This window comes from Streptomyces sp. NRRL B-1347, from assembly GCF_000720325.1.
In the GTDB taxonomy this organism is placed as follows: Bacteria; Actinomycetota; Actinomycetes; order Streptomycetales; family Streptomycetaceae; genus Streptomyces.
Window position 1 is genome coordinate 81335 of record NZ_JOJM01000031.1, and the last position, 19162, is coordinate 100496.

Here is a 19162-nt window from a genome sequence, read left to right on the forward strand (position 1 = left end):
CGAGAGGTTCGTCGAGGCGCTGAGGGCCTCCCTCAAGGAGGTCGAGACGCTGCGCGCCCGGAACCGGGAACTGACCGCCGCGGCCCGGGAGCCGATCGCCGTCGTGGCGATGGGCTGCCGCTACCCCGGTGGCGTGCGGTCCCCGGAGGACCTGTGGCGCCTGGTGGAGTCCGGCACCGACGCGATGTCGCCCTTCCCCGCGGACCGGGGCTGGGACACCGACGCGCTGTACGACCCCGACCCCGACCGGCCTGGCCGGACGTACGCCGTCGAAGGCGGCTTCGTCGACGGCGCCGGGGACTTCGACGCGGACCTGTTCGGCATCAGCCCGCGCGAGGCCGCCGCCATGGACCCCCAGCAGCGGCTGCTCCTGGAGACCGCGTGGGAGACCTTCGAGCGGGCGGGCGTGAACCCCGGCGCGCTGCGCGGCGAGCCCGTCGGCACGTTCATCGGCTCGGTCCTCATGACCGTCGGCAACGGCGTCCCCGCGACCGAGGGCAGCGAGGGCCACCAGGTCACGGGCGGCGCCGCCAGCGTCCTCTCGGGCCGCCTGGCCTACGCGTTCGGCCTCGAAGGCCCGGCGATGACCGTGGACACCGCGTGCTCGGCCTCGCTCGCGGCCGTCCACCTGGCCGCGCAGTCGCTGCGCCAGCGCGAGTGCGACCTGGCCCTGGCCGGGGGCGCCGCCGTGATGGCGACGCCGGGCATCTTCGTGGAGTTCAGCAGGCAGCGGGGTCTTGCTCCGGACGGCCGGTGCAAGGCGTTCGCGGCGGCCGCGGACGGGACCGGCTGGGGCGAGGGCGTCGGGCTCGTCCTCCTTGAGCGGCTCTCCGACGCGCGGCGCAACGGGCATCCGGTGCTCGCCGTGGTGCGGCAGTCGCTCATCGCCACGTACGGGCAGGAGCGCGCCGCCGGACAGCCCCTGTGGCTGGGCTCCGTCAAGTCGAACCTGGGCCACACCCAGGGCGCGGCGGGCATCGCCGGGCTGATCAAGATGGTGATGGCGCTGCGGCACGGCGTGCTGCCCAGGACCCTGCACGTCGACGAGCCGACCCCGCACGTCGACTGGTCGTCGGGCACCGTACGGCTGCTCACCGAGAACCGCGCCTGGCCCGAGACCGGGCGCCCGCGCCGCGCGGGCGTCTCCTCCTTCGGCATCAGCGGCACCAACGCCCACGTGATCCTCGAACAGGCGCCTCAGGACGCCGGACCGGAGCCCGCGAGGACCGGCGCCCCGGAGCCCGCCGCACGCGCCGCGGCCCCCGGCGGCCGTGTCCCCCTCGTGGTCTCGGCCCGGGGCGAACAGGCCCTGCGGGACCAGGCCGAGCGCCTCGCCGCGCACGTCCGCGCCCGGCCCGACACCCGGCCCGCCGACCTCGGCCTGTCCCTCGCGACTTCCCGCGCCGCCCTCGACCAGCGGGCCGTGGTGTGGGCCGCCGACCGCGACGACCTGCTCACCGGACTCGCCGCCCTGGCCGCGGACCGGCCCGCGCCTGGCCTGGTGCGGGGCACGGCCGCCGACGGCGGCCTCGCGTTCCTCTTCTCCGGACAGGGCAGCCAGCGCCCCGGCATGGGGCGCGAACTGGCCGCCGCGTTCCCGGAGTTCGCCGAAGCCCTCGACGCCGCGGTTGAGCACCTGGACCCGCACCTCGAACGGCCGCTGCGCGACGTCCTGTTCGCCGCCGAGGGCACGCCGACGGCCGCGCTCCTCGAACAGACCGCGTACACCCAGCCCGCGCTGTTCGCCTACGAGGTGGCGCTGTACCGGCTGCTCACGCACTGGGGGCTCGCCCCCGGTCTGCTGCTCGGCCACTCGGTCGGCGAGCTGGCCGCCGCGCACGTCGCCGGGGTCCTCTCCCTGGAGGACGCGTGCACCCTCGTCGCCGCGCGCGGCAGGCTGATGCAGGACGTGCCCGGCACCGGCGCGATGGCCGCGGTGCAGGCCACCGAGGAGGAGATCCGGCCGTGGCTCGCCGACCACGCGCACGACGTGGCCCTCGCCGCCGTCAACGGCCCCTCGTCCGTGGTCGTGTCCGGCGCCGAGGACGCCGTGCTCGCCATCGCCGGGCACTTCAAGGGCGAGGGCCGCCGCACGCGCCGGCTGCGCGTCAGCCACGCCTTCCACTCGCCCCAGATGGACGCGATGCTCGACGCGTTCGGGCAGGTCGCGCAGAAGCTCACCTTCCATCCGCCGGGCATCCCGATCGTCTCGGACGTCACCGGCGACATCGCGGGCGCGGAGGAGCTCTGCTCGCCCGCGTACTGGGTGCGCCACGCGCGGGCGACCGTGCGCTTCCACGACGGGGTGCGCCGCCTCGTGTCGGCGGGCGCCCGCGCCTTCGTGGAGGTGGGCCCCTCCGGGACGCTCACCGCCATGGCCCAGGACTGCCTCGCCGGGGAACCGGCGGGCACCGGCGCCGTGGTGATCCCCGTGGCGCGCTCCGGACGCCCCGAGCCCGACACCGCGCTCACGGCGCTCTCCACGGCCTTCGTCCACGGCGTACCGGCCGACTGGACCCGGTTCCTCGCCGGGGCCCGCCCGGTGGACCTGCCGACCTACCCCTTCCAGCGCCGGAGCTTCCCCTGGACCGGGTCCGGCGCCGTCGCCGACGTGACCGCCGCCGGGCTCGCCGGTCTCGAACACCCGCTGCTCAGCGCCTCCTTGGAGCTCGCCGACGCCCAGGGCCGCGTCCTGACCGGCACGCTGTCCCGGCGGACGGAGGCCTGGCTCGCGGACCACGTCATGCTGGGCTCCGTGCTGGTCCCCGGCAGCGCCGTCGTCGAGCTCGCGGTCCGCGCCGGCGCCGAGGTCGGCTGCCGCCGCCTGCTGGAACTGACGCAGGAGGCCCCGCTGGTCCTGCCCGAGCGGGGCGCCGTCCATCTCCAGGTGCGCGTCGGGCCCGAAGGCGAGCAGGGCCGCCGCACCCTCGGCGTGTACTCGCGGCCCGAGGACGCCGCGCCGGACGAACCCTGGGCCTGCCACGCGCGCGGCGACCTCGCCCCCGACGCCGCCCCCGCGCCGCCGGGCCCCGGCGCCTGGCCGCCCGCCGACGCCGAACCCGTCGCCCTTGAGGGCTTCTACGACGGCCTTGCCGACGCGGGCTTCGCGTACGGCCCCGCCTTCCGCGGCCTCACGCGCGCCTGGCGCAAGGGCGACGAGCTGTACGCGGAGATCGCGCTCCCCACCGCCCGGTCCGCCGCGGGCGGCTACGGCCTCCACCCGGCCCAGCTCGACGCCGCGCTCCACGCGGCCCTCCTCAACGACGACGCGGCGGGGCACAAGGGCCGCGTCCGGGTGCCGTTCTCCTGGCAGGAGGTGACCTTCCACGGCACGGGCGCCCCGACCCTGCGGGCGCGCCTGGCCCCGGCGGGCCCGGACGCGGTGAGCCTGGCCCTGTGGGACGAGCGGGGCACCCCGGTGGCGTCGGTCGGCGCGCTGGTCACCCGGACCGTCTCCGCCGAGCAGCTGCGCGCGACCCGCACTCACGACACGCTCTTCCACGTCGGCTGGCTCCAGGCGCCCGCGGCCACGGCCGAACCGGCCCCGCACTGCGTCGTCCTGGGCGACGACCGGCTCGCCGCCGAGCTGGGCGTGCCCGCCCACGCCGACGCCGACGCGCTCCTGGCCGCGCTCGACTCCGGCACGGAGGTCCCGGACCTGGTGCTCCTGCCGAGCCACGGCGAGAGCGCCGCCCCCGAGGACTGCGGGGACGCCGACCCGGCGGGCGCCGCCCGTGCCCTCGCCGCGTCCGTGCTCGCCGTGCTCCACACCTGGCTGACCGACCCCCGGCTCACGGCCGTCCGCCTCGCCGTCGTGACCCGCGGCGCCGTGGCGACCGCGGCCGACGAGCGGATCACCGACCTGGCAGCCGCCGCGCTCTGGGGCCTGGTGTGCTCCGCGCAGTCGGAGCACCCGGGGCGGTTCGTCCTGGCCGATGTGGACACGTCCGACGGAGCCTCCGCGTCGGTCGCGGCGCTGCGCACCGCGCTCGCCGGGGACGAACCCCACTTCGCGCTCCGGGCGGGCCGCACGCTGGTGCCGCGCCTCGCGCGCGGCGTACCGGCGGGCACCCTCGTGCCCCCGGCGGGCGTACGGGAGTGGCGCGTCGACCTCACCGACGGGGGCGCGGCCGACGACCTGGCCCTCGCCCCGAGCCCGGCGGCCGCCGCGCCGCTCGCGCCCGGCCAGGTCCGGGTCGCGGTGCGCGCGGCGGGCCTGAACTTCCGCGACGTCGTCATGGCCCTGGGCATGGTCGCCGACCAGCGGGCCCTCGGCGGCGAGATCGCGGGCGTCGTCAGCGAAGTGGGCCCCGGCGTCACCGGCTTCGCCCCCGGCGACCCGGTGTTCGGCCTCGCCGCCGGATGCCTCGGCCCCGTGGCGGTCGTCGACCACCGCCTGATCGCCCGGACGCCCCGCGGCTGGTCCTTCACCGAGGCCGCGTCCGTCCCCGTCGCGTTCCTCACCGCGTACGAGGGCCTGGTGGACCTGGCCGGTGTGCGGCCGGGCGAGAAGGTGCTCGTGCACGCGGCGGCGGGCGGCGTCGGCATGGCCGCCGTGCAGCTCGCCCGGCACCTCGGCGCCGAGGTGTACGCGACGGCCAGCCCCGCCAAGTGGGACGCCGTGCGGGCCCTCGGCGTCGACGACGCGCACCTCGCCTCCTCCCGCACCGACGAGTTCGAGGCGCGCTTCGCCGCGACGAGCGGCGGCGGCGTGGACGTCGTCCTGAACTCCCTGGCCCGCGACCTGCTGGACGCGTCGCTGCGCCTGGTGCGGCCCGGCGGCCGGTTCGTCGAGATGGGCAAGACCGACGTCCGCGACCCCGCCGAGGTCGCGGGCCGTCACGAGGGCGTCGCCTACCGCGCGTTCGACCTGATGGACGCGGGGGTGGAGCGCGTCGGCGCGATGCTCGCCGAGATCGTGGCGCTGTTCGAGGCCGGCGGCCTGCGGCACCTGCCGGTGACCACCTGGGACGTGCGGAAGGCGCCCGCGGCCTTCCGCTTCCTCGCCCAGGCCCGGCACGTGGGCAAGATCGTCCTCACCCTGCCGGCCGCGTGGGACCCCGAGGGCACCGTCCTGGTCACCGGCGCGTCCGGCGCGCTCGGCGGCGAGGTGGCCCGCCACCTGGTCCGCGCCCACGGCGTACGGCACCTCCTGCTCGCCAGCCGCAGGGGCGCGGACGCGGACGGCATGGCGGACCTCGTGGCCGAGCTGACCGGCCTCGCGGCGGCGGGCGCGACGACCGTGCGGGCCGTCGCGTGCGACGTGGCCGGCCGGGACGCGGTCGCGGAGCTGCTCGCGGCGGTGCCGCACGAGCATCCGCTGACCGCCGTGGTGCACGCCGCGGGGGTGGTGGACGACGGCGTCCTGGAGTCGCTGACGCCCGAGCGGCTGGGCACGGTGTTCGCGCCCAAGGCCGACGGCGCCTGGCACCTGCACGAGCTCACCCGGGACGACGACCTGGCCGCGTTCGTCGTCTTCTCCTCCGCGACGGCCACCATCGGCGCCCGCGGCCAGGCCAACTACGCCGCGGCCAACGCCTTCCTCGACGCCCTCGCCCGGCACCGCCACGACACCGGACTGCCCGGCACGTCCCTGGCCTGGGGCCCGTGGAGCGGCGGCATGGCCGCGTCCCTCGGGCAGGCGGACCGGGACCGCATGGGCCGCTCCGGCGTCGGCGTGCTGTCCACCGAGGACGGCCTCGCCCTGCTCGACCTGGCGCTCGCCGCCGGCACGGCGGGCCTCGTCCCGGTGCGGCTCGACACGGCGGCCCTGGGCGCGGTCGCCGCGGACGGAGACCTGCCCGCGCCGCTGCGCGGCCTGGTCAGGGCCACCGCCGCGGTGCCGGGGGCGGGCGCGGGGGACGCGCTGCGGGAGCTCCTCGGACCGCTCGCGCCCGAGGAGCGCGGCGCGGCCGTGCTCGACCTGGTGCGCGGCCAGATCGCCCTGGTCCTGGGGCATCTGACGCCCGAGAGCGTGGATCCGCAGCGCCCCTTCCAGGACCTCGGGTTCGACTCGCTGACCGCCGTGGAGCTGCGCAACCGCCTGGGCGCCGCGACCGGACTCGCCCTGCCCACCACGCTCGTCTTCGACCATCCGACCCCGGCCGCCCTGAGCGAGCACATCGGGACCGAGCTCCTCCCGGGCCTCGGCTCGCGGGTCGACTCCCTCCTGTCCCGGCTCGACGACTGGGCGGCGTCGCTCGACGGCGACGGGCTCGACGAGGACGAGCGGGAGCGGGTGGCGGCCCGGCTGCGGGCGCTCGCCCAGCGGTGGGGGGAGGGAGCGCGCGGCAGGGCCGAGGAGACCGGGCGCCCGGCCGTCGCGGCCGACCTGGACCTGGCGAGCGACGACGAAGTCATCGACTTCATCAGCAACGAGCTCGGCATCTCCTGACGGCGGGCGCGGCCTGGCTGACACCGCGTCGCGTCCCGTGCGCGAGCGGACATCGGTGACGTCTCGACGAGGTGGATTTCAGATGGTGACGGAAGACAAGATTCGCTATTTCCTCAAGCGGGTGACCGCCGACCTGCACGAGACGCGGGAGCGCCTGCGCGACGTCGAGGAGGCGGCGGGGGAGCCGGTCGCGGTGGTCGCGATGGGCTGCCGCTACCCGGGCGGCGTCCGCTCCCCCGAGGACCTGTGGGACCTGGTCGCCTCAGGGCGCGACGCGGTCGCGCCGTTCCCCGACGACCGCGGCTGGGACGTCGAGGGGCTCTACGACCCGGACCCGGACCGCTTCGGTACGAGCGTCGCGCGCGAGGGCGGCTTCCTCGACGACGTGGCGTCCTTCGACGCGGGCCTGTTCGGCGTGACCCCGCGCGAGGCGCTGACCCTCGACCCCCAGCAGCGCCTCCTCCTGGAGGTGGCCTGGGAGACCTTCGAGCGCGCGGGCATCCCCCCGGCCGCGCTGCGGGGCAGCAGGACCGGCGTCTTCGTCGGCACCAGCAGCCAGGAGTACGCGATGCTGCTCCAGGGCGCCCGGGAGAACTTCGAGGGCTACTCGACGGGGTTCCTCGCCAGCGTCCTCTCGGGCCGCCTCGCCTACACGTTCGGCCTCGAAGGCCCGGCGATCACCGTGGACACCGGGTGTTCGGCCTCGCTGGTGGCCCTGCACCTGGCGGTGCAGTCGCTGCGCCAGCGCGAGTGCGCCACGGCCCTGGTGGGCGGCGCGTCGGTGATGCCGACGCCGAGCATGTTCGTGGAGTTCAGCAGGCAGCGGGGGCTCGCTCCGGACGGCCGGTGCAAGGCGTTCGCGGCGGCTGCGGACGGGACCGGCTGGGGCGAGGGCGTCGGGCTCGTCCTCCTTGAGCGGCTCTCCGACGCGCGGCGCAACGGGCATCCGGTGCTCGCCGTGGTGCGGCATCAAGACGGTGATGGCGCTGCGCCGGGGCGTCCTGCCGCCCACTCTGCACGTCGACGAGCCGACCCCGCACGTCGACTGGTCCCCGGGCACGGTACGCGTCCTCACCGAGGGCCGCACCTGGCCCGAGACCGGGCGCCCGCGCCGCGCGGGCGTCTCCTCCTTCGGCATCAGCGGCACCAACGCCCACGTGATCCTGGAGCAGACGGACCACGACGGCTTCCCGGCCCCGGAACCCGCGGATCCGGCGACCCTCGACGGCACGACCGAAGCTGAGAAGGACTCCGCAGCCGCCCCCGTGCCCTGGCTGGTCAGCGCGCGCAGCGACGGCGGCCTACGGGAGCAGGCGGCCCGGCTGCGCGACCACGTGCGGGACCGCCCCGAGCTGTCCCCGGCCGACGTCGGCCACGCCCTCCTGGCCTCGCGCACCGCCTTCGACCACCGCGCGATCGTGCTGGCCGACGACCACGACGGCTACCTCGCGGGGCTCGACGCCGTGGCCGAGGGCAGGACCGCGGCGGATGTGGTGGAGGGCGTCGCCCGGGAGCCGGGGAAGCCGGTGTTCGTGTTCCCCGGCCAGGGCGCCCAGTGGGCGGGCATGGCCGCGGACCTGTACCGCGACTCCGCGGTCTTCCGCGACCGGCTGCGCGCGTGCGCCGCCGCCGTCGCACCCCACGTCGACTTCTCGCTCGTCGACGTCGTGTGCGGGGCCGAGGGCGCGGCCTCGCTCGACCGCGTCGACGTGGTGCAGCCCGCGCTGTGGGCCATGATGGTCTCCCTCGCCGAGCTGTGGCGCTCGTACGGCGTCGAACCGGGCGCCGTGGTCGGCCACTCGCAGGGCGAGATCGCCGCCGCGTGCGTGGCGGGCGCGCTGTCCCTCCAGGACGGGGCCCGGATCGTCGCGCTGCGCTCCCGCCTCGTCGCCGAACGACTGGCGGGCAGCGGGGGCATGGCGTTCCTCGCGCTGCCGCTCGACCAAGCGGGCGAGCGGCTCGCCGAGTGGGGTGCGCGCCTGTCCGTGGCCGCGGCCAACAGCCCCTCCTCCGTCGTGGTGTCCGGCGACGCCGAGGCCCTCGACGAACTCCTCGCGGCCGCCGAGCGGGAAGGCGTCCGGGCGATACGCGTCGCCGTGGACTACGCCTCGCACTCGGCCCAGGTCGAGCCCCTTGAGGCCGAACTCCTCGCCGTGCTCGCCGACATCGCACCCCGCCCGGCCGAGATCCCGTTCCACTCGACGGTCACCGGCGGCCTCCTCGACACCGAGGGGCTCGACGCCGCCTACTGGTACCGCAACCTGCGCCGGACGGTCCGCTTCGACCCCACCGTGCGTGCCCTGCTCACCGCGGGGCACCGCACGTACGTCGAGGTGAGCCCGCACCCGGTGCTCGCGGTGTCCGTGCACGAGATCCTCGACGGCGCCGCCGCCGAAGGCACCGTCCTCACCTCGCTGCGGCGCGGCGAGGGCGACGCCCGGCGCGTGGCCACCTCCCTCGCGGAGGCGCACGTCCAGGGCGTACGCGTGGACTGGTCGGGCCGCATCGGGCCGCGGGCCCGTCTGGTGGACCTGCCGACCCACGCCTTCCAGCGCCGCCGCTACTGGCCGGACGGAGCCCTGGCCGCCGTGCAGGCCCGGGAGGGCGACGACAGCGCGGCCGCCCGGTTCCGCCAGCGCCTCGCGGAACTGCCCGAGAGCGCGGGGGAGCGCCTGGTCCTGGAGACGGTGTGCGAGCACGCCGCCGCCGTGCTCCACCGCGATCCCGCCGACCTCGACGCCACCCAGGCCTTCACCGACCTCGGCTTCGTCTCGATGACGGCGATGGAGCTGCGCAACCGGCTCGCCACCACGACCGGCGTCCGCGTCTCCCCCGCTGCCGTCTTCGACCACCCCACGGCCGAGCGCCTCGCCGCCCACCTCCGCACCCTCCTGACGGGCAGTCAAGAAGTGGCCGCCGCACCGGTGGTGACGGCGTCCGTCGCCGACGAGCCGGTCGCGATCGTCGCGATGGGCTGCCGGTTCCCCGGCGACGTGGCGTCGCCGGAGCAGCTGTGGGACCTGGTGGCGTCGGGCCGCGACGCGACCTCGTCGTTCCCCGCCAACCGCGGCTGGGACGTCACGGACCTGTACGACCCGACGCCGGGCACCCCGGGGCGCACCTACGTCCGCCGCGGCGGATTCCTGCACGACGCCGACCGGTTCGACCCGCTCCTGTTCGGCATCAGCCCCCGCGAGGCCCTGGCCATGGACCCGCAGCAGCGCCTCCTCCTGGAGGTGGCGTGGGAGACGTTCGAGCGGGCGAAGCTGGCGCCCGACGCGGTGCGCGGCAGCAGCACCGGCGTGTTCGTCGGCCTCAGCGGCCAGGACTACCTGCCGCTGCTCACCGCGGACCCCGACGAGAGCGCCGGGCATCTGATGACCGGCACGTCGACGAGCGTCGCCTCGGGGCGGCTCGCCTACGCCTTCGGCCTCGAAGGCCCCGCCGTGACCGTGGACACCGCCTGCTCGTCGTCCCTGGTCGCCCTCCACCTCGCGGTGCAGGCCCTGCGGCAGGGCGACTGCACGGCCGCCCTGGTGGCGGGCGTCACGGTCCTGTCGACGCCGGGCGCCTTCGTGGAGTTCAGCGCGCAGGGCGCCCTGGCCCCCGACGGCCGGTGCAAGGCGTTCGCCGCGGCGGCCGACGGCACCGGCTGGGGCGAGGGCGTCGGCGTGCTCCTGGTGGAGCCGCTGTCGAAGGCCCGGCGCGAGGGCCACGAGGTCCTCGCCGTGATCCGCGGCTCCGCGATCAACCAGGACGGGGCCAGCAACGGCCTGTCCGCGCCCAACGGCCTCGCCCAGCAGCGGGTGATCCGGCAGGCCCTGGCCCACGCCGGACTCGACCCCCGGGACGTCGACGCCGTCGAGGCGCACGGGACCGGCACCACCCTCGGCGACCCCATCGAGGCGGAGGCGCTCCTGGCCACGTACGGCCAGGGGAGGCCCGCCCGGTCGCCCCTGTGGCTGGGGTCCCTGAAGTCCAACATCGGCCACACGGCGGGCGCGGCCGGCGTGGGCGGCGTCATCAAGACGGTGCTCGCGCTGCGGCAGGGCGTCCTGCCGCCCACCCTGCACGTGGACGACCCCACCCGGCACGTGGACTGGTCGTCGGGCGCCGTGGAGCTGCTGACCGAGGCCAGGCCGTGGCCGGACACCGGCCGGGCGCGGCGTGCGGGCGTCTCGTCGTTCGGGATCAGCGGCACGAACGCGCACGTGATCCTGGAGCAGGCGCCCGCCGAGCCCCTCGATCCCGCAGCCGAGCCGCAGCCGAGCGAGCCCCCCGAGCGGTCGCCGCTGCCCGCCGTGCCCTGGCCGCTCTCCGGCAAGACCGAGCAGGCCGTACGCCAACAGGCCGCGCGCCTGCGGCAGTTCGCCGCGGAGCGCCCCGACCTCGCCCCGGCCGACGTCGCGCGGTCGCTGGCGGGCACCCGGGCCGCCCTCGAGCACCGGGCCGTCGTCATCGGCGAGGACCGGGAGACGCTCCTCGCGGGCCTCGCACTGATCGCGGAGGGCGGAGAGGACGGAGAAGGCGGAGAGGGCGGAGAGAGCAGGCAGGGCGGGCAGGACGGACAGGGCGGGCAGGGGAGCAGCGCCCCGCACGTCCTGCGGGGCGCGGCCCGCGCACGCGGCAGGGTGGCGCTCCGCCTCACCGGCGGGGACCCCGCCGCCCGCACCGACCCGGCGTACGCGCGGCTCCAGGTCCACGCGGCCGCCCTGGAGGAGGTCGCCGCCGCGTGCGCCGCGCATCCGGACGAGCCCGTCGTGACCGGCGCCCTGGCCCGGTTCGCCGCGGACGTCGCGCTGTTCCGGCTCCTGGAGCACTGGGGCGTCACCCCCGACCACCTCGTCGGCCACGGCGTCGGTGAGGTGACGGCGGCGCACTGCGCGGGCGCCCTGTCCCTGGCGGACGCGGTGGCGCTCGCCTCCGCCCTCGACGGCGAGGCCGACGGCGTCCACCGCGCCGCCAAGGAGCTGACGTTCCGCCCGCCGGTGATCCCCCTCGTCTCCGGCCGGACCGGCGGCCCGGTGTCGTACGAGGAACTCTCCGCCCCGGAGCACTGGTCCCGCCTCGCCCGCGAGACCGGCACGCCCGACGAGGCGCCGCGGTGGCCCGACGGCCAAGGGGCGCACGAGCACCTGGATCCGGACCGCGACGGCGCCACGGTCCGCGCCCTCCTGACCGCCCTGGCCCGCCTGCACGTCGGCGGCGCGGCCGTGGACTGGGACACGCCGCTCGCCGACGCCGGCGCCCGCCTGGTGGAGCTGCCCACGTACGCGTTCCAGCGCGAACGCTACTGGCCCGAGGCGACCGGCTCGCCGCTCGGCGGCTCACGGGCCGGGAGCGGAGGCGGCTCCGCGCGCGCCGAGCGGGGGCGGGAGTTCCGCGCCCGTCTGGCCGCCGCGGCCGGACCGGACGAGCGGCGTGAGCTCGTCACCGCCCTCGTCCGCGCCGAGGTCGCGGCCGTGCTCAAGCTGGCCGACGCGGCCGCGGTCGCCGATGACAGGAACCTGCCGGAGCTGGGGTTCGACTCGCTGACCGCGGTGGACCTGCGCAACCGGCTCGGCGCGGCCACCGGACTCCGCCTGCCGCCGGCCCTCGTCTTCCAGCACCCGACCGTCACCGACGTGGCCCGGTTCCTCGCGGACCGGTGGGAGACCTCGGGCCCCGAGGGCACGGCCGACGCGGCGCCCGAGCCGGGGGAGCGGTTCACCCTGGGGCCGCTGCTCGCCCGCGCGGGCGAGCTCGGGCGCACCGAGGAGTTCCACGAACTGGTCCGCGGCGTCGCCCGGTTCCGCCCCACCTTCGACGCGCCCGACGAGCGGCTGCGCCCGCCGCGCGTCCGTCTCGCGCGCGGCTCCGCGGGCGCGGGCCCCGACCTGGTCTGCTTCCCGACGTTCGCCGTCGGCGCGGGCGCGCCCCAGTACGCGCGCCTGGCCGCCGCGGCCGACGGCGAGCACGACGTGTGGGCCCAGCCCGTCCCGGGGTTCAGCTGGCAGGAGCCGCTGCCCGCGTCCGTGGACGCGCTCGCGCGCCTCCTGGCCGACGGGGTCGAGACCCGCGCCGACGCCGGACCCGCCGTGCTGCTCGGCTACTCGGCGGGCGGCTGGATCGCCCACGCCACCGCGGCCGTACTCGAAGAGCGCGGGGCGGGCCCCGCCGCCGTGGTCCTCCTGGACAGCCACTGGCCCGGCAGCGCGACGATCCCGCGGCTGCACGCCCGGATCGAACGGGCCCGCGCCGCCGGTTCGCCGGACGTGCTGTGGACGGAGGAGGCCGGGGACGACGCGTACCTCACCGCCCTCGCGCACTACTCACAGCTGTTCGAGACGTGGCGCCCGCACGCCATCGGCGCGCCCACCCTGCTCGTCCGCGCCGCGGAACCGGCCTTCGACGAACCGGCCACGGGCGAACCGGCCATAGGCGAACCGGCCACAGGTGAACCGGACTCCGGCGGGGCACCCGACGACTGGCGGCCGCGCTGGCACCTGCCGCACACCGCCGTCGACACGGCGGGCACCCACTTCTCGATCGTCCGCGAGCACAGCGAGCCCGCCCTGCGCGCGGTGCGGGACTGGCTCGGCGGTCTGCACTGAGGCCACGGCACCCGACCACCCTAGGAGCATGATGACGTCCAACGGCACCAGCGGCAGCAAGCCCGTCGGCCACCTCGACCAGGCCGTCATCGACGGGCAGTCGGGGTACTCGAAGCCGTTCCTCAACCTCTACGACCTCACCGTCTACCGCGGCACCGCCCCCCTCCTGTGGGGGTGCCCGCCCGCCGTCTCCCGGACGCTGTACGACAACGAGGTCGGCGCGCGCCACATGGACATCGGCGTGGGCAGCGGCTATCTGCTGCACCACGCCCGGTTCCCCGTGTCCGACCCCCGGATCACCCTGGTCGACCTCAACCCCAACTCCCTGGCGCACACGGCCCACCGGCTGCGGCGCTACGAGGTCGCCACGGTCCGCGCCAACATCCTGGAGCCCCTGCCCGTGCCGAAGGAGTCGCACGACTCGGTCGGCATGAGCTACCTGCTGCACTGCGTCCCCGGGAGCCTGCGCGAGAAGGGCGTCGCGCTCGCGCACGCCGCGGCCGTCGTCCGCCCCGGCGGCGTCGTCTTCGGCACCACGGTCCTCACGGGCGGCGTCCCGGTGTCCCGCTCCGCCCGCCGGGCCCTGCGGATGCTGAACAAGCGGGGCGCCTTCCACAACGACGACGACCACCTGGAGGACCTGCGCGCGCAGCTCGACCAGCACTTCGACCGCCACGACCTGACCGTGCGGGGGTGCGTCGGCATCTTCCGCGGCTGGACGCCCTCCTGAGGCCGCCGGGCCGGGCCGGCTTCCCGGGGCCGCGCGCGGGCGGCCCCGGGGGAGCGGCCGGGCCGGGACGACCTTCGTGCTTCCCCCCGGACCCGGGCGCCACGTACACTCCGAAACTAGCAGCGCTAATTAACCGCTTGTCGGCCGTTCACGCTCCGGAGTCGCCGTGCGCACCGTTCACTTCGCCGCCGCCCGCCGCACCCCCATCGGGCGGCTCCGCGGGGCCCTGTCCTCCGTCCGCCCCGACGACCTCGCCGCCACCGTCGTGCGCGGGCTGCTCGACGGCGCGCCGGACCTCGACCCGGCCCGCGTCGACGACGTCTACTGGGGCGCCGCCAACCAGGCGGGCGAGGACAACCGCAACGTGGCCCGCATGGCCGCGCTGCTCGCCGGCCTGCCGGAGTCCGTGCCCGGAGCCACCGTGAACCGGCTGTGCGCCTCAGGCCTTGAGGCCGTCACCACGGCGGCCCGCGCCATCGCCTCCGGCGAGGCCGACGTCGTCGTCGCGGGCGGCTCGGAGTCCATGAGCCGCGCGCCCTTCGTGCTGCCGCGCCCCGACGAGGCGCTGCCGCACCGCATGGAGACCGCCGACACCCGCCTCGGCTGGCGCCTGGTCAACCCGCGGATGAAGGAACTGCACGGGCTCCTGTCCATGGGGCAGACCGCGGAGGAGGTGGCCGAGCGCCACGGCGTCTCCCGCGAGCGCCAGGACGCCTTCGCGCTGCGCAGCCACCAGCGCGCCGCCGCCGCCCGCAAGAACGGCCACTTCGACGCCGAGCTGCTGCCCGTCAGCACCCCGGACGGCACGGTCGTCGACGCCGACGAGGCCATCCGCGAGGACACCTCGTACGAGAAGCTCAGCAAGCTGCGCCCGGTCTTCCGCGACGGCGGCAGCGTCACCGCGGGCAACGCGTCGCCGATGAACGACGGCGCCGCGGGCCTGCTGCTCGTCAGCGAGGAGGCGCTGCGCGAGTTCGGCCTGGTGTCCCTCGGCCGGTACGTGGCAGGGGCCAGCGCGGGCGTCCACCCGGACGTGATGGGCATCGGGCCCGTGCCCGCGACGCGCAAGGCCCTCGCCCGGGTCGGCTGGTCCGTCGCGGACGTGCAGGAGGCCGAGTTCAACGAGGCCTTCGCGGCCCAGGCGATCGCCTGCGTGGACACGCTCGGCATCGACCCCGACCTGGTCAACCCGGACGGCGGCGCCATCGCCCTGGGCCACCCCCTGGGCTGCTCCGGCGCCCGGATCCTCACCACGCTCCTGCACCGCATGCGGCGCACCGGTGCCGGCCGCGGCCTCGCCACGATGTGCGTCGGCGTGGGGCAGGGCAGCGCCCTGCTCGTCGAGCGCGACTGACGCCCGGCCGCGCGCCCGGCTAGGTGAGCGTGACGGCCACGGCGAGCGCCAGGGCCAGACAGGCGAGCCCCACCGCTGTCACGCCCCACGGCCGGGCGGGCCTGGCCGGTGCGCAACAGCAGCACCCCGGGTGCTTGAGGTAGGGGGAGTCGAGCCAGTACGCCCCGACGAGCCGGGCGTGTACCTGGTGGATTGCGCCGTCGGTCTCCATGCCCACCCAACGCCCCGGCCCGCGGCCGGGCCACGGCGGGGTCAACCTGCCCGCCCGAGTTCCACGGATACGGCGGACCCGGCGCACGGAAACGTTTGGCACGACCGACGCGCGGGGAGGGTTCTTCGGTCGTCCGCGGCCCCTACGGGGTGCTCAGGTCCTCCGCGAGCAGCCGCTTGGCGATCGTGTCGACCGCCGCCGTCAGCGCGGCGTCGTCCTGGACGGTCCCGCCCTCGGGCCGGCCGTCCTTCGCCAGCTCCTCGCTGAGCCAGCGCGCCCACTCCTTGCCGATGACCTCGGCCTCCCGCTCGCCCGCCGCGGTGTGCTGGAACAGGGTGCCGCTGCGGCTGAGGTAGCCCTCCTCGACCATGCGGTCGAACACCGGCACCAGGACCTCCGGCGGCAGCTGCCGCCGGGCCGCGATGAGGTTCAGGTTGGCGTGGCCGACCAGGCGGGTGAAGAGCGCCACCTGCATCACCGCCCAGGCGCCCGCCGGGTCCAGGCGCGTGTCGGACCGGTGGATCACGCTGCGCGCGGTGCCGGGGCCCTTGCGGCGCAGGATGTTGCCGACGGCCAGCTCCAGGAGCCGGGCCGAGTCGCCCGCCGACGACGGCGAGGCGAAGCCCTCGCCCATGTCGCTGGAGCTCATCCGCGCGCTGTCGCGCAGCTCCACCTGCTTGAGGAACAGCGCCACCACGAACCCCACCAGGGCCACCGGCACCGTCCACAGGAACACCGTCTGGAGCGTGTCCGCGTACGCCTCGACGAGCGGCGCCGCCGCCGCGTCCGGCAGCTCGTGCAGGCCCTCCGGGCTCTGCGAGGCCTTCGCGATCGCGTCCTCGGGCGCGGTGCCCGTCCGCGCCGCGTCGGCGACCCCGTCCCGCAGGTTCGGGGCCAGCGTGTTGGCGTAGATCGTGCCGAACACGGCCGTGCCGAAGGAGCTGCCGAGGGTGCGGAAGAACGTGACGCCGGACGTCGCGGTGCCCAGGTCCGCGTACGCGACGGTGTTCTGCACGGCGATCGTGAGGACCTGCATGCACAGGCCGATGCCGACGCCGAGCACGAACATGTACAGCGACTCCAGCCACGCGCTGGTCGCGCTGCCCATCAGGGACATCAGATAGAGACCGACCGCCATCACCAGGGCGCCCACGATCGGGAAGATCCGGTACGTGCCCGTCCTGCTGACCACGTTGCCGCTGAAGATCGACGCGATGAGCAGGCCGACGACCATCGGCAGGGTGCGCACCCCGGAGATCGTCGCCGAGTCCCCGTCGACGTACTGGAGGTACGTCGGCAGGAACGTCATCGCGCCGAGCATCGCGAAGCCCACGATGAAGCTGAGGACCGAGCACACCGTGAACACGGGGTTCGCGAACAGGCGCATGGGCAGCATCGGCTCCGCCGCGCGCGTCTCCGCCCAGCAGAAGCCCGCGAGCGCGGCGAGCCCGCCCGCGAACAGGGCGATGATGACGCCCGAGCCCCACGCGTACTCGTTGCCGCCCCAGCTCGTCGCCAGGATCAGCGCGCTGGAGCCGATCGCGACGAGCGCGATGCCCAGGTAGTCGATGACGGGCCGCGCCGCCGACTTCACCGACGGGATGGTGCGGGCGGCGGCCACGACGACCAGGATCGCGATGGGCACGTTGACGTAGAACGCCCAGCGCCAGCTCAGATGGTCGGTGAACAGGCCGCCGAGCAGCGGTCCGATGACCGTGGACACGCCGAAGACGGCGCCGATCGCGCCCTGGTACTTGCCGCGCTCCCGCAGCGGGATCACATCGGCGATCAGCGCCATCGACGTGACCATCAGACCGCCCGCGCCGATGCCCTGCATCGCCCGCCAGGCGATCAGCAGCGACATGTTCGTGGCCAGGCCGCACAGGAACGAGCCGGTGATGAAGACGACCGCCGACACCTGGAAGACGACCTTGCGGCCGAACAGGTCACCGAACTTGCCGACGAGGACCGTCGCGACGGTCTCCGCGAGCAGGTACGACGTCACCACCCACGACATGTGCGCGGCGCCGCCCAGGTCCGACACGATCGTCGGCAGGGCGGTGCCGACGATCGTCTGGTCGAGCGCGGCGAGCAGGACGCCCAGCATGATCGTGACGAAGACGACATTGCGGCGGCGCCGGTCCAGGACCGGCGGGCCCTGCTCCGGCGCCCGCGCGGCCTCGGCGTGCTCGGTGACGGTCACAGGCACACCCTCACACCGGTACCGGGCGTGTGCATGCCGGGCCGTCCGGTCCGGTGACGGGCGGGCCCGGCCCCCGGCTCAGTCCCGCGGGCGCCGCCGCAGCAGATACGTGTCCATGATCCAGCCCTTGCGCTCCCGGGCCTCGGCCCGCAGCCGCCCGATGCGCCCGGCCGCCTCGGGCAGCGCCCCGGAGACGAGGATCTCGTCGGGCGTGCCGATGTAGGCGCCCCAGTAGATGTCGAGGTCGTCCCGGTCGGCGTACCGCTGGAAGGCCTGCCGCGCGTCCAGCATCACCACCACGTCGTCCACGCCCTCGGGGAAGCCCTCGTCGCTCAGCCGGCGCCCGGTGGTGACCTGGAAGGGGCGCCCGACGCGGTTCAGGCCCACCCGGTGCCGGGCGGCGAGCGCGGACACGCTGCTGACCCCGGGCACGACGTCGTACGCGAAGGCGACGGCGCCGCGCCCGACGACGTCCTCCAGGATCGCGATCGTGCTGTCGTAAAGCGCCGGGTCGCCCCACACCAGGAAGGCACCGGTGCCCTCCGGGCCCAGCTCGTCGGCGATCAGCCGCTCGTAGATGTCGGCGCGGCGGCCGCGCCAGTCGTCGACCGCGCCGGCGTAGGCGACCCGGTCCGCCTCCTGGTCGCGCCGCGGGTCGCGGGCCTCGACGACGCGGTACGCCCCGTCCGGGCGGTGGGCGTCGAGCATCCCCCGGCGCAGCGCGACGAGGTCCGCCTTCTCCTCGCCCTTGTCGAGGACGAAGAACACGTCGGTGTCCCTCATCGCCTTGACCGCCTGCAGGGTCAGCTGGTCCGGGTCGCCCGCGCCGATCCCGATGACATGAATCCTTCGCACGTCAGGAGTGTGTCACCCGTCCCCGCGCGCCGCGCCGGGGGCCAGCGTCGGCGCGGCCGCCGCCGCGTCGATGGGCACCTCGCCCCGCTCCACCCGCGCCGCCAACCCCCGCGCCCACGCGAGCAGTTCCGGTACGCCGATCCCGTACGGCCGCTCCCGGCCCGGCTCCGCCGCGCTCCACGCCGCGACGGCGCCCGCGCCCCTGAGCAGCAGCCGCGCCCCGCCCTTCGCGTTGCCGCGCGCCGCGTGCGTCAGGCCCACGGCGAGCTGCGCGAGCCCCTGCCACAGGCCGCGCTCCTCGTCAGGACCCGCCTTCCAGGCGTCCTCGAAGACCTCGTGCGCGTGGAAGGGCCGCCCGGCGTCGAGGAGCGCCTGCGCCTCGGCGAGGGTCTCCGCCGGGGTGCGGGGCACGCCCTCCGGCTGCCGCTCGACGCCTTCGGCCCCGTACGGCAGCGGCCGCCCGAGGCCGTCGCGCGGTCGCGCGCTGCGCGCCCGGCCCGCCGTGTCCCGGTCCCGGTCGCCTGGTCCAAGTGCGCTCGTCATGCGGCGATTCTCCCGCCCCCGCCCCGCACCCCGCCTCCGGGCGGTGACCTGCGAAGGGGACGGCCGGGACCACCCCCGCACGTGGGGTAGAGTTCTACCTGCGTGATCACGCGGAACACACACCGCGAGGAACGCACCGGGACGTGGCGCAGCTTGGTAGCGCACTTGACTGGGGGTCAAGGGGTCGCAGGTTCAAATCCTGTCGTCCCGACTTTGCGAAGTCGCGAGTCGAGGGGCCGTTTCAGAGAGATCTGAAACGGCCCCTCGGTCGTTCCGCGA

8 protein-coding genes, 1 tRNA gene and 1 pseudogene are annotated in these 19162 nt (G+C 76.0%); 6 read left to right on the forward strand and 4 right to left on the reverse strand.

Annotation, left to right across the window (positions count from 1 at the left end; genetic code table 11):
- The first annotated feature begins 19 nt into the window (after nt 1–19).
- The 5 genes and pseudogenes from IG74_RS0124840 (at nt 20) to IG74_RS0124855 (ending at nt 15071) form a co-directional block, all read left to right on the forward strand.
- The gene (locus tag IG74_RS0124840) at nt 20–6394 is read left to right on the forward strand and encodes a type I polyketide synthase (protein ID WP_420709939.1); all 6375 of its coding nucleotides are present in this window, start codon (nt 20–22) and stop codon (nt 6392–6394) included.
- An 82-nt stretch (nt 6395–6476) separates the two neighbouring features.
- Nucleotides 6477–7265: pseudogene (locus IG74_RS54735) on the forward strand (beta-ketoacyl synthase N-terminal-like domain-containing protein); the annotation flags it as partial.
- A gap of 109 nt (nt 7266–7374) precedes the next feature.
- Nucleotides 7375–12987: a type I polyketide synthase gene (locus IG74_RS54740; RefSeq protein ID WP_051855300.1), complete on the forward strand. Its 5613-nt coding sequence runs from the start codon at nt 7375–7377 to the stop codon at nt 12985–12987.
- Nucleotides 12988–13015: 28 nt separating this feature from the next.
- Complete coding sequence (locus tag IG74_RS0124850; protein ID WP_234334446.1) at nt 13016–13717, forward strand: class I SAM-dependent methyltransferase; 702 nt, start codon at nt 13016–13018, stop codon at nt 13715–13717.
- Between the two features lie 166 nt (nt 13718–13883).
- Nucleotides 13884–15071 (forward strand): thiolase family protein, encoded by a 1188-nt coding sequence (locus IG74_RS0124855; RefSeq protein WP_030681471.1) that lies wholly within the window; start codon nt 13884–13886, stop codon nt 15069–15071.
- Between the two features lie 19 nt (nt 15072–15090).
- On the opposite strand, the gene IG74_RS0124860 is transcribed toward IG74_RS0124855, so the two are convergent.
- The 4 genes from IG74_RS0124860 to IG74_RS0124875 all read right to left on the reverse strand — a co-directional run bounded on the left by IG74_RS0124860 (nt 15091) and on the right by IG74_RS0124875 (nt 18883).
- On the reverse strand, nt 15091–15282 hold the full coding sequence (locus IG74_RS0124860; protein ID WP_158857751.1) for a hypothetical protein: 192 nt from the start codon (nt 15280–15282) through the stop codon (nt 15091–15093).
- A gap of 142 nt (nt 15283–15424) precedes the next feature.
- A complete protein-coding gene (locus IG74_RS0124865; protein WP_051855303.1) occupies nt 15425–17485 on the reverse strand; it encodes an MDR family MFS transporter in 2061 nt (686 codons plus the stop codon).
- Between the two features lie 78 nt (nt 17486–17563).
- Nucleotides 17564–18340 carry a precorrin-6A synthase (deacetylating) gene (cobF, locus tag IG74_RS0124870; protein ID WP_030681480.1) on the reverse strand — a complete coding sequence of 259 codons (777 nt, stop codon included), beginning with the start codon at nt 18338–18340 and terminating at the stop codon, nt 17564–17566.
- Nucleotides 18341–18352: 12 nt separating this feature from the next.
- Nucleotides 18353–18883 (reverse strand): DUF309 domain-containing protein, encoded by a 531-nt coding sequence (locus IG74_RS0124875; RefSeq protein ID WP_030681483.1) that lies wholly within the window; start codon nt 18881–18883, stop codon nt 18353–18355.
- A 137-nt stretch (nt 18884–19020) separates the two neighbouring features.
- Here IG74_RS0124875 and IG74_RS0124880 point away from each other — a divergent pair.
- Nucleotides 19021–19094: transfer RNA gene (locus IG74_RS0124880), tRNA-Pro, on the forward strand.
- Nucleotides 19095–19162: the final 68 nt, after the last annotated feature.

Bases quoted from the DNA above. Each gene is read 5' to 3' on its own strand.
- IG74_RS0124875 (WP_030681483.1), bottom strand. From the start codon at position 18,883: ATGACGAGCGCACTTGGACCAGGCGACCGGGACCGGGACACGGCGGGC.
- IG74_RS0124850 (WP_234334446.1), top strand. From the start codon at position 13,016: ATGATGACGTCCAACGGCACCAGCGGCAGCAAGCCCGTCGGCCACCTC.
- IG74_RS54740 (WP_051855300.1), top strand. From the start codon at position 7,375: ATGGCGCTGCGCCGGGGCGTCCTGCCGCCCACTCTGCACGTCGACGAG.
- IG74_RS0124860 (WP_158857751.1), bottom strand. From the start codon at position 15,282: ATGGAGACCGACGGCGCAATCCACCAGGTACACGCCCGGCTCGTCGGG.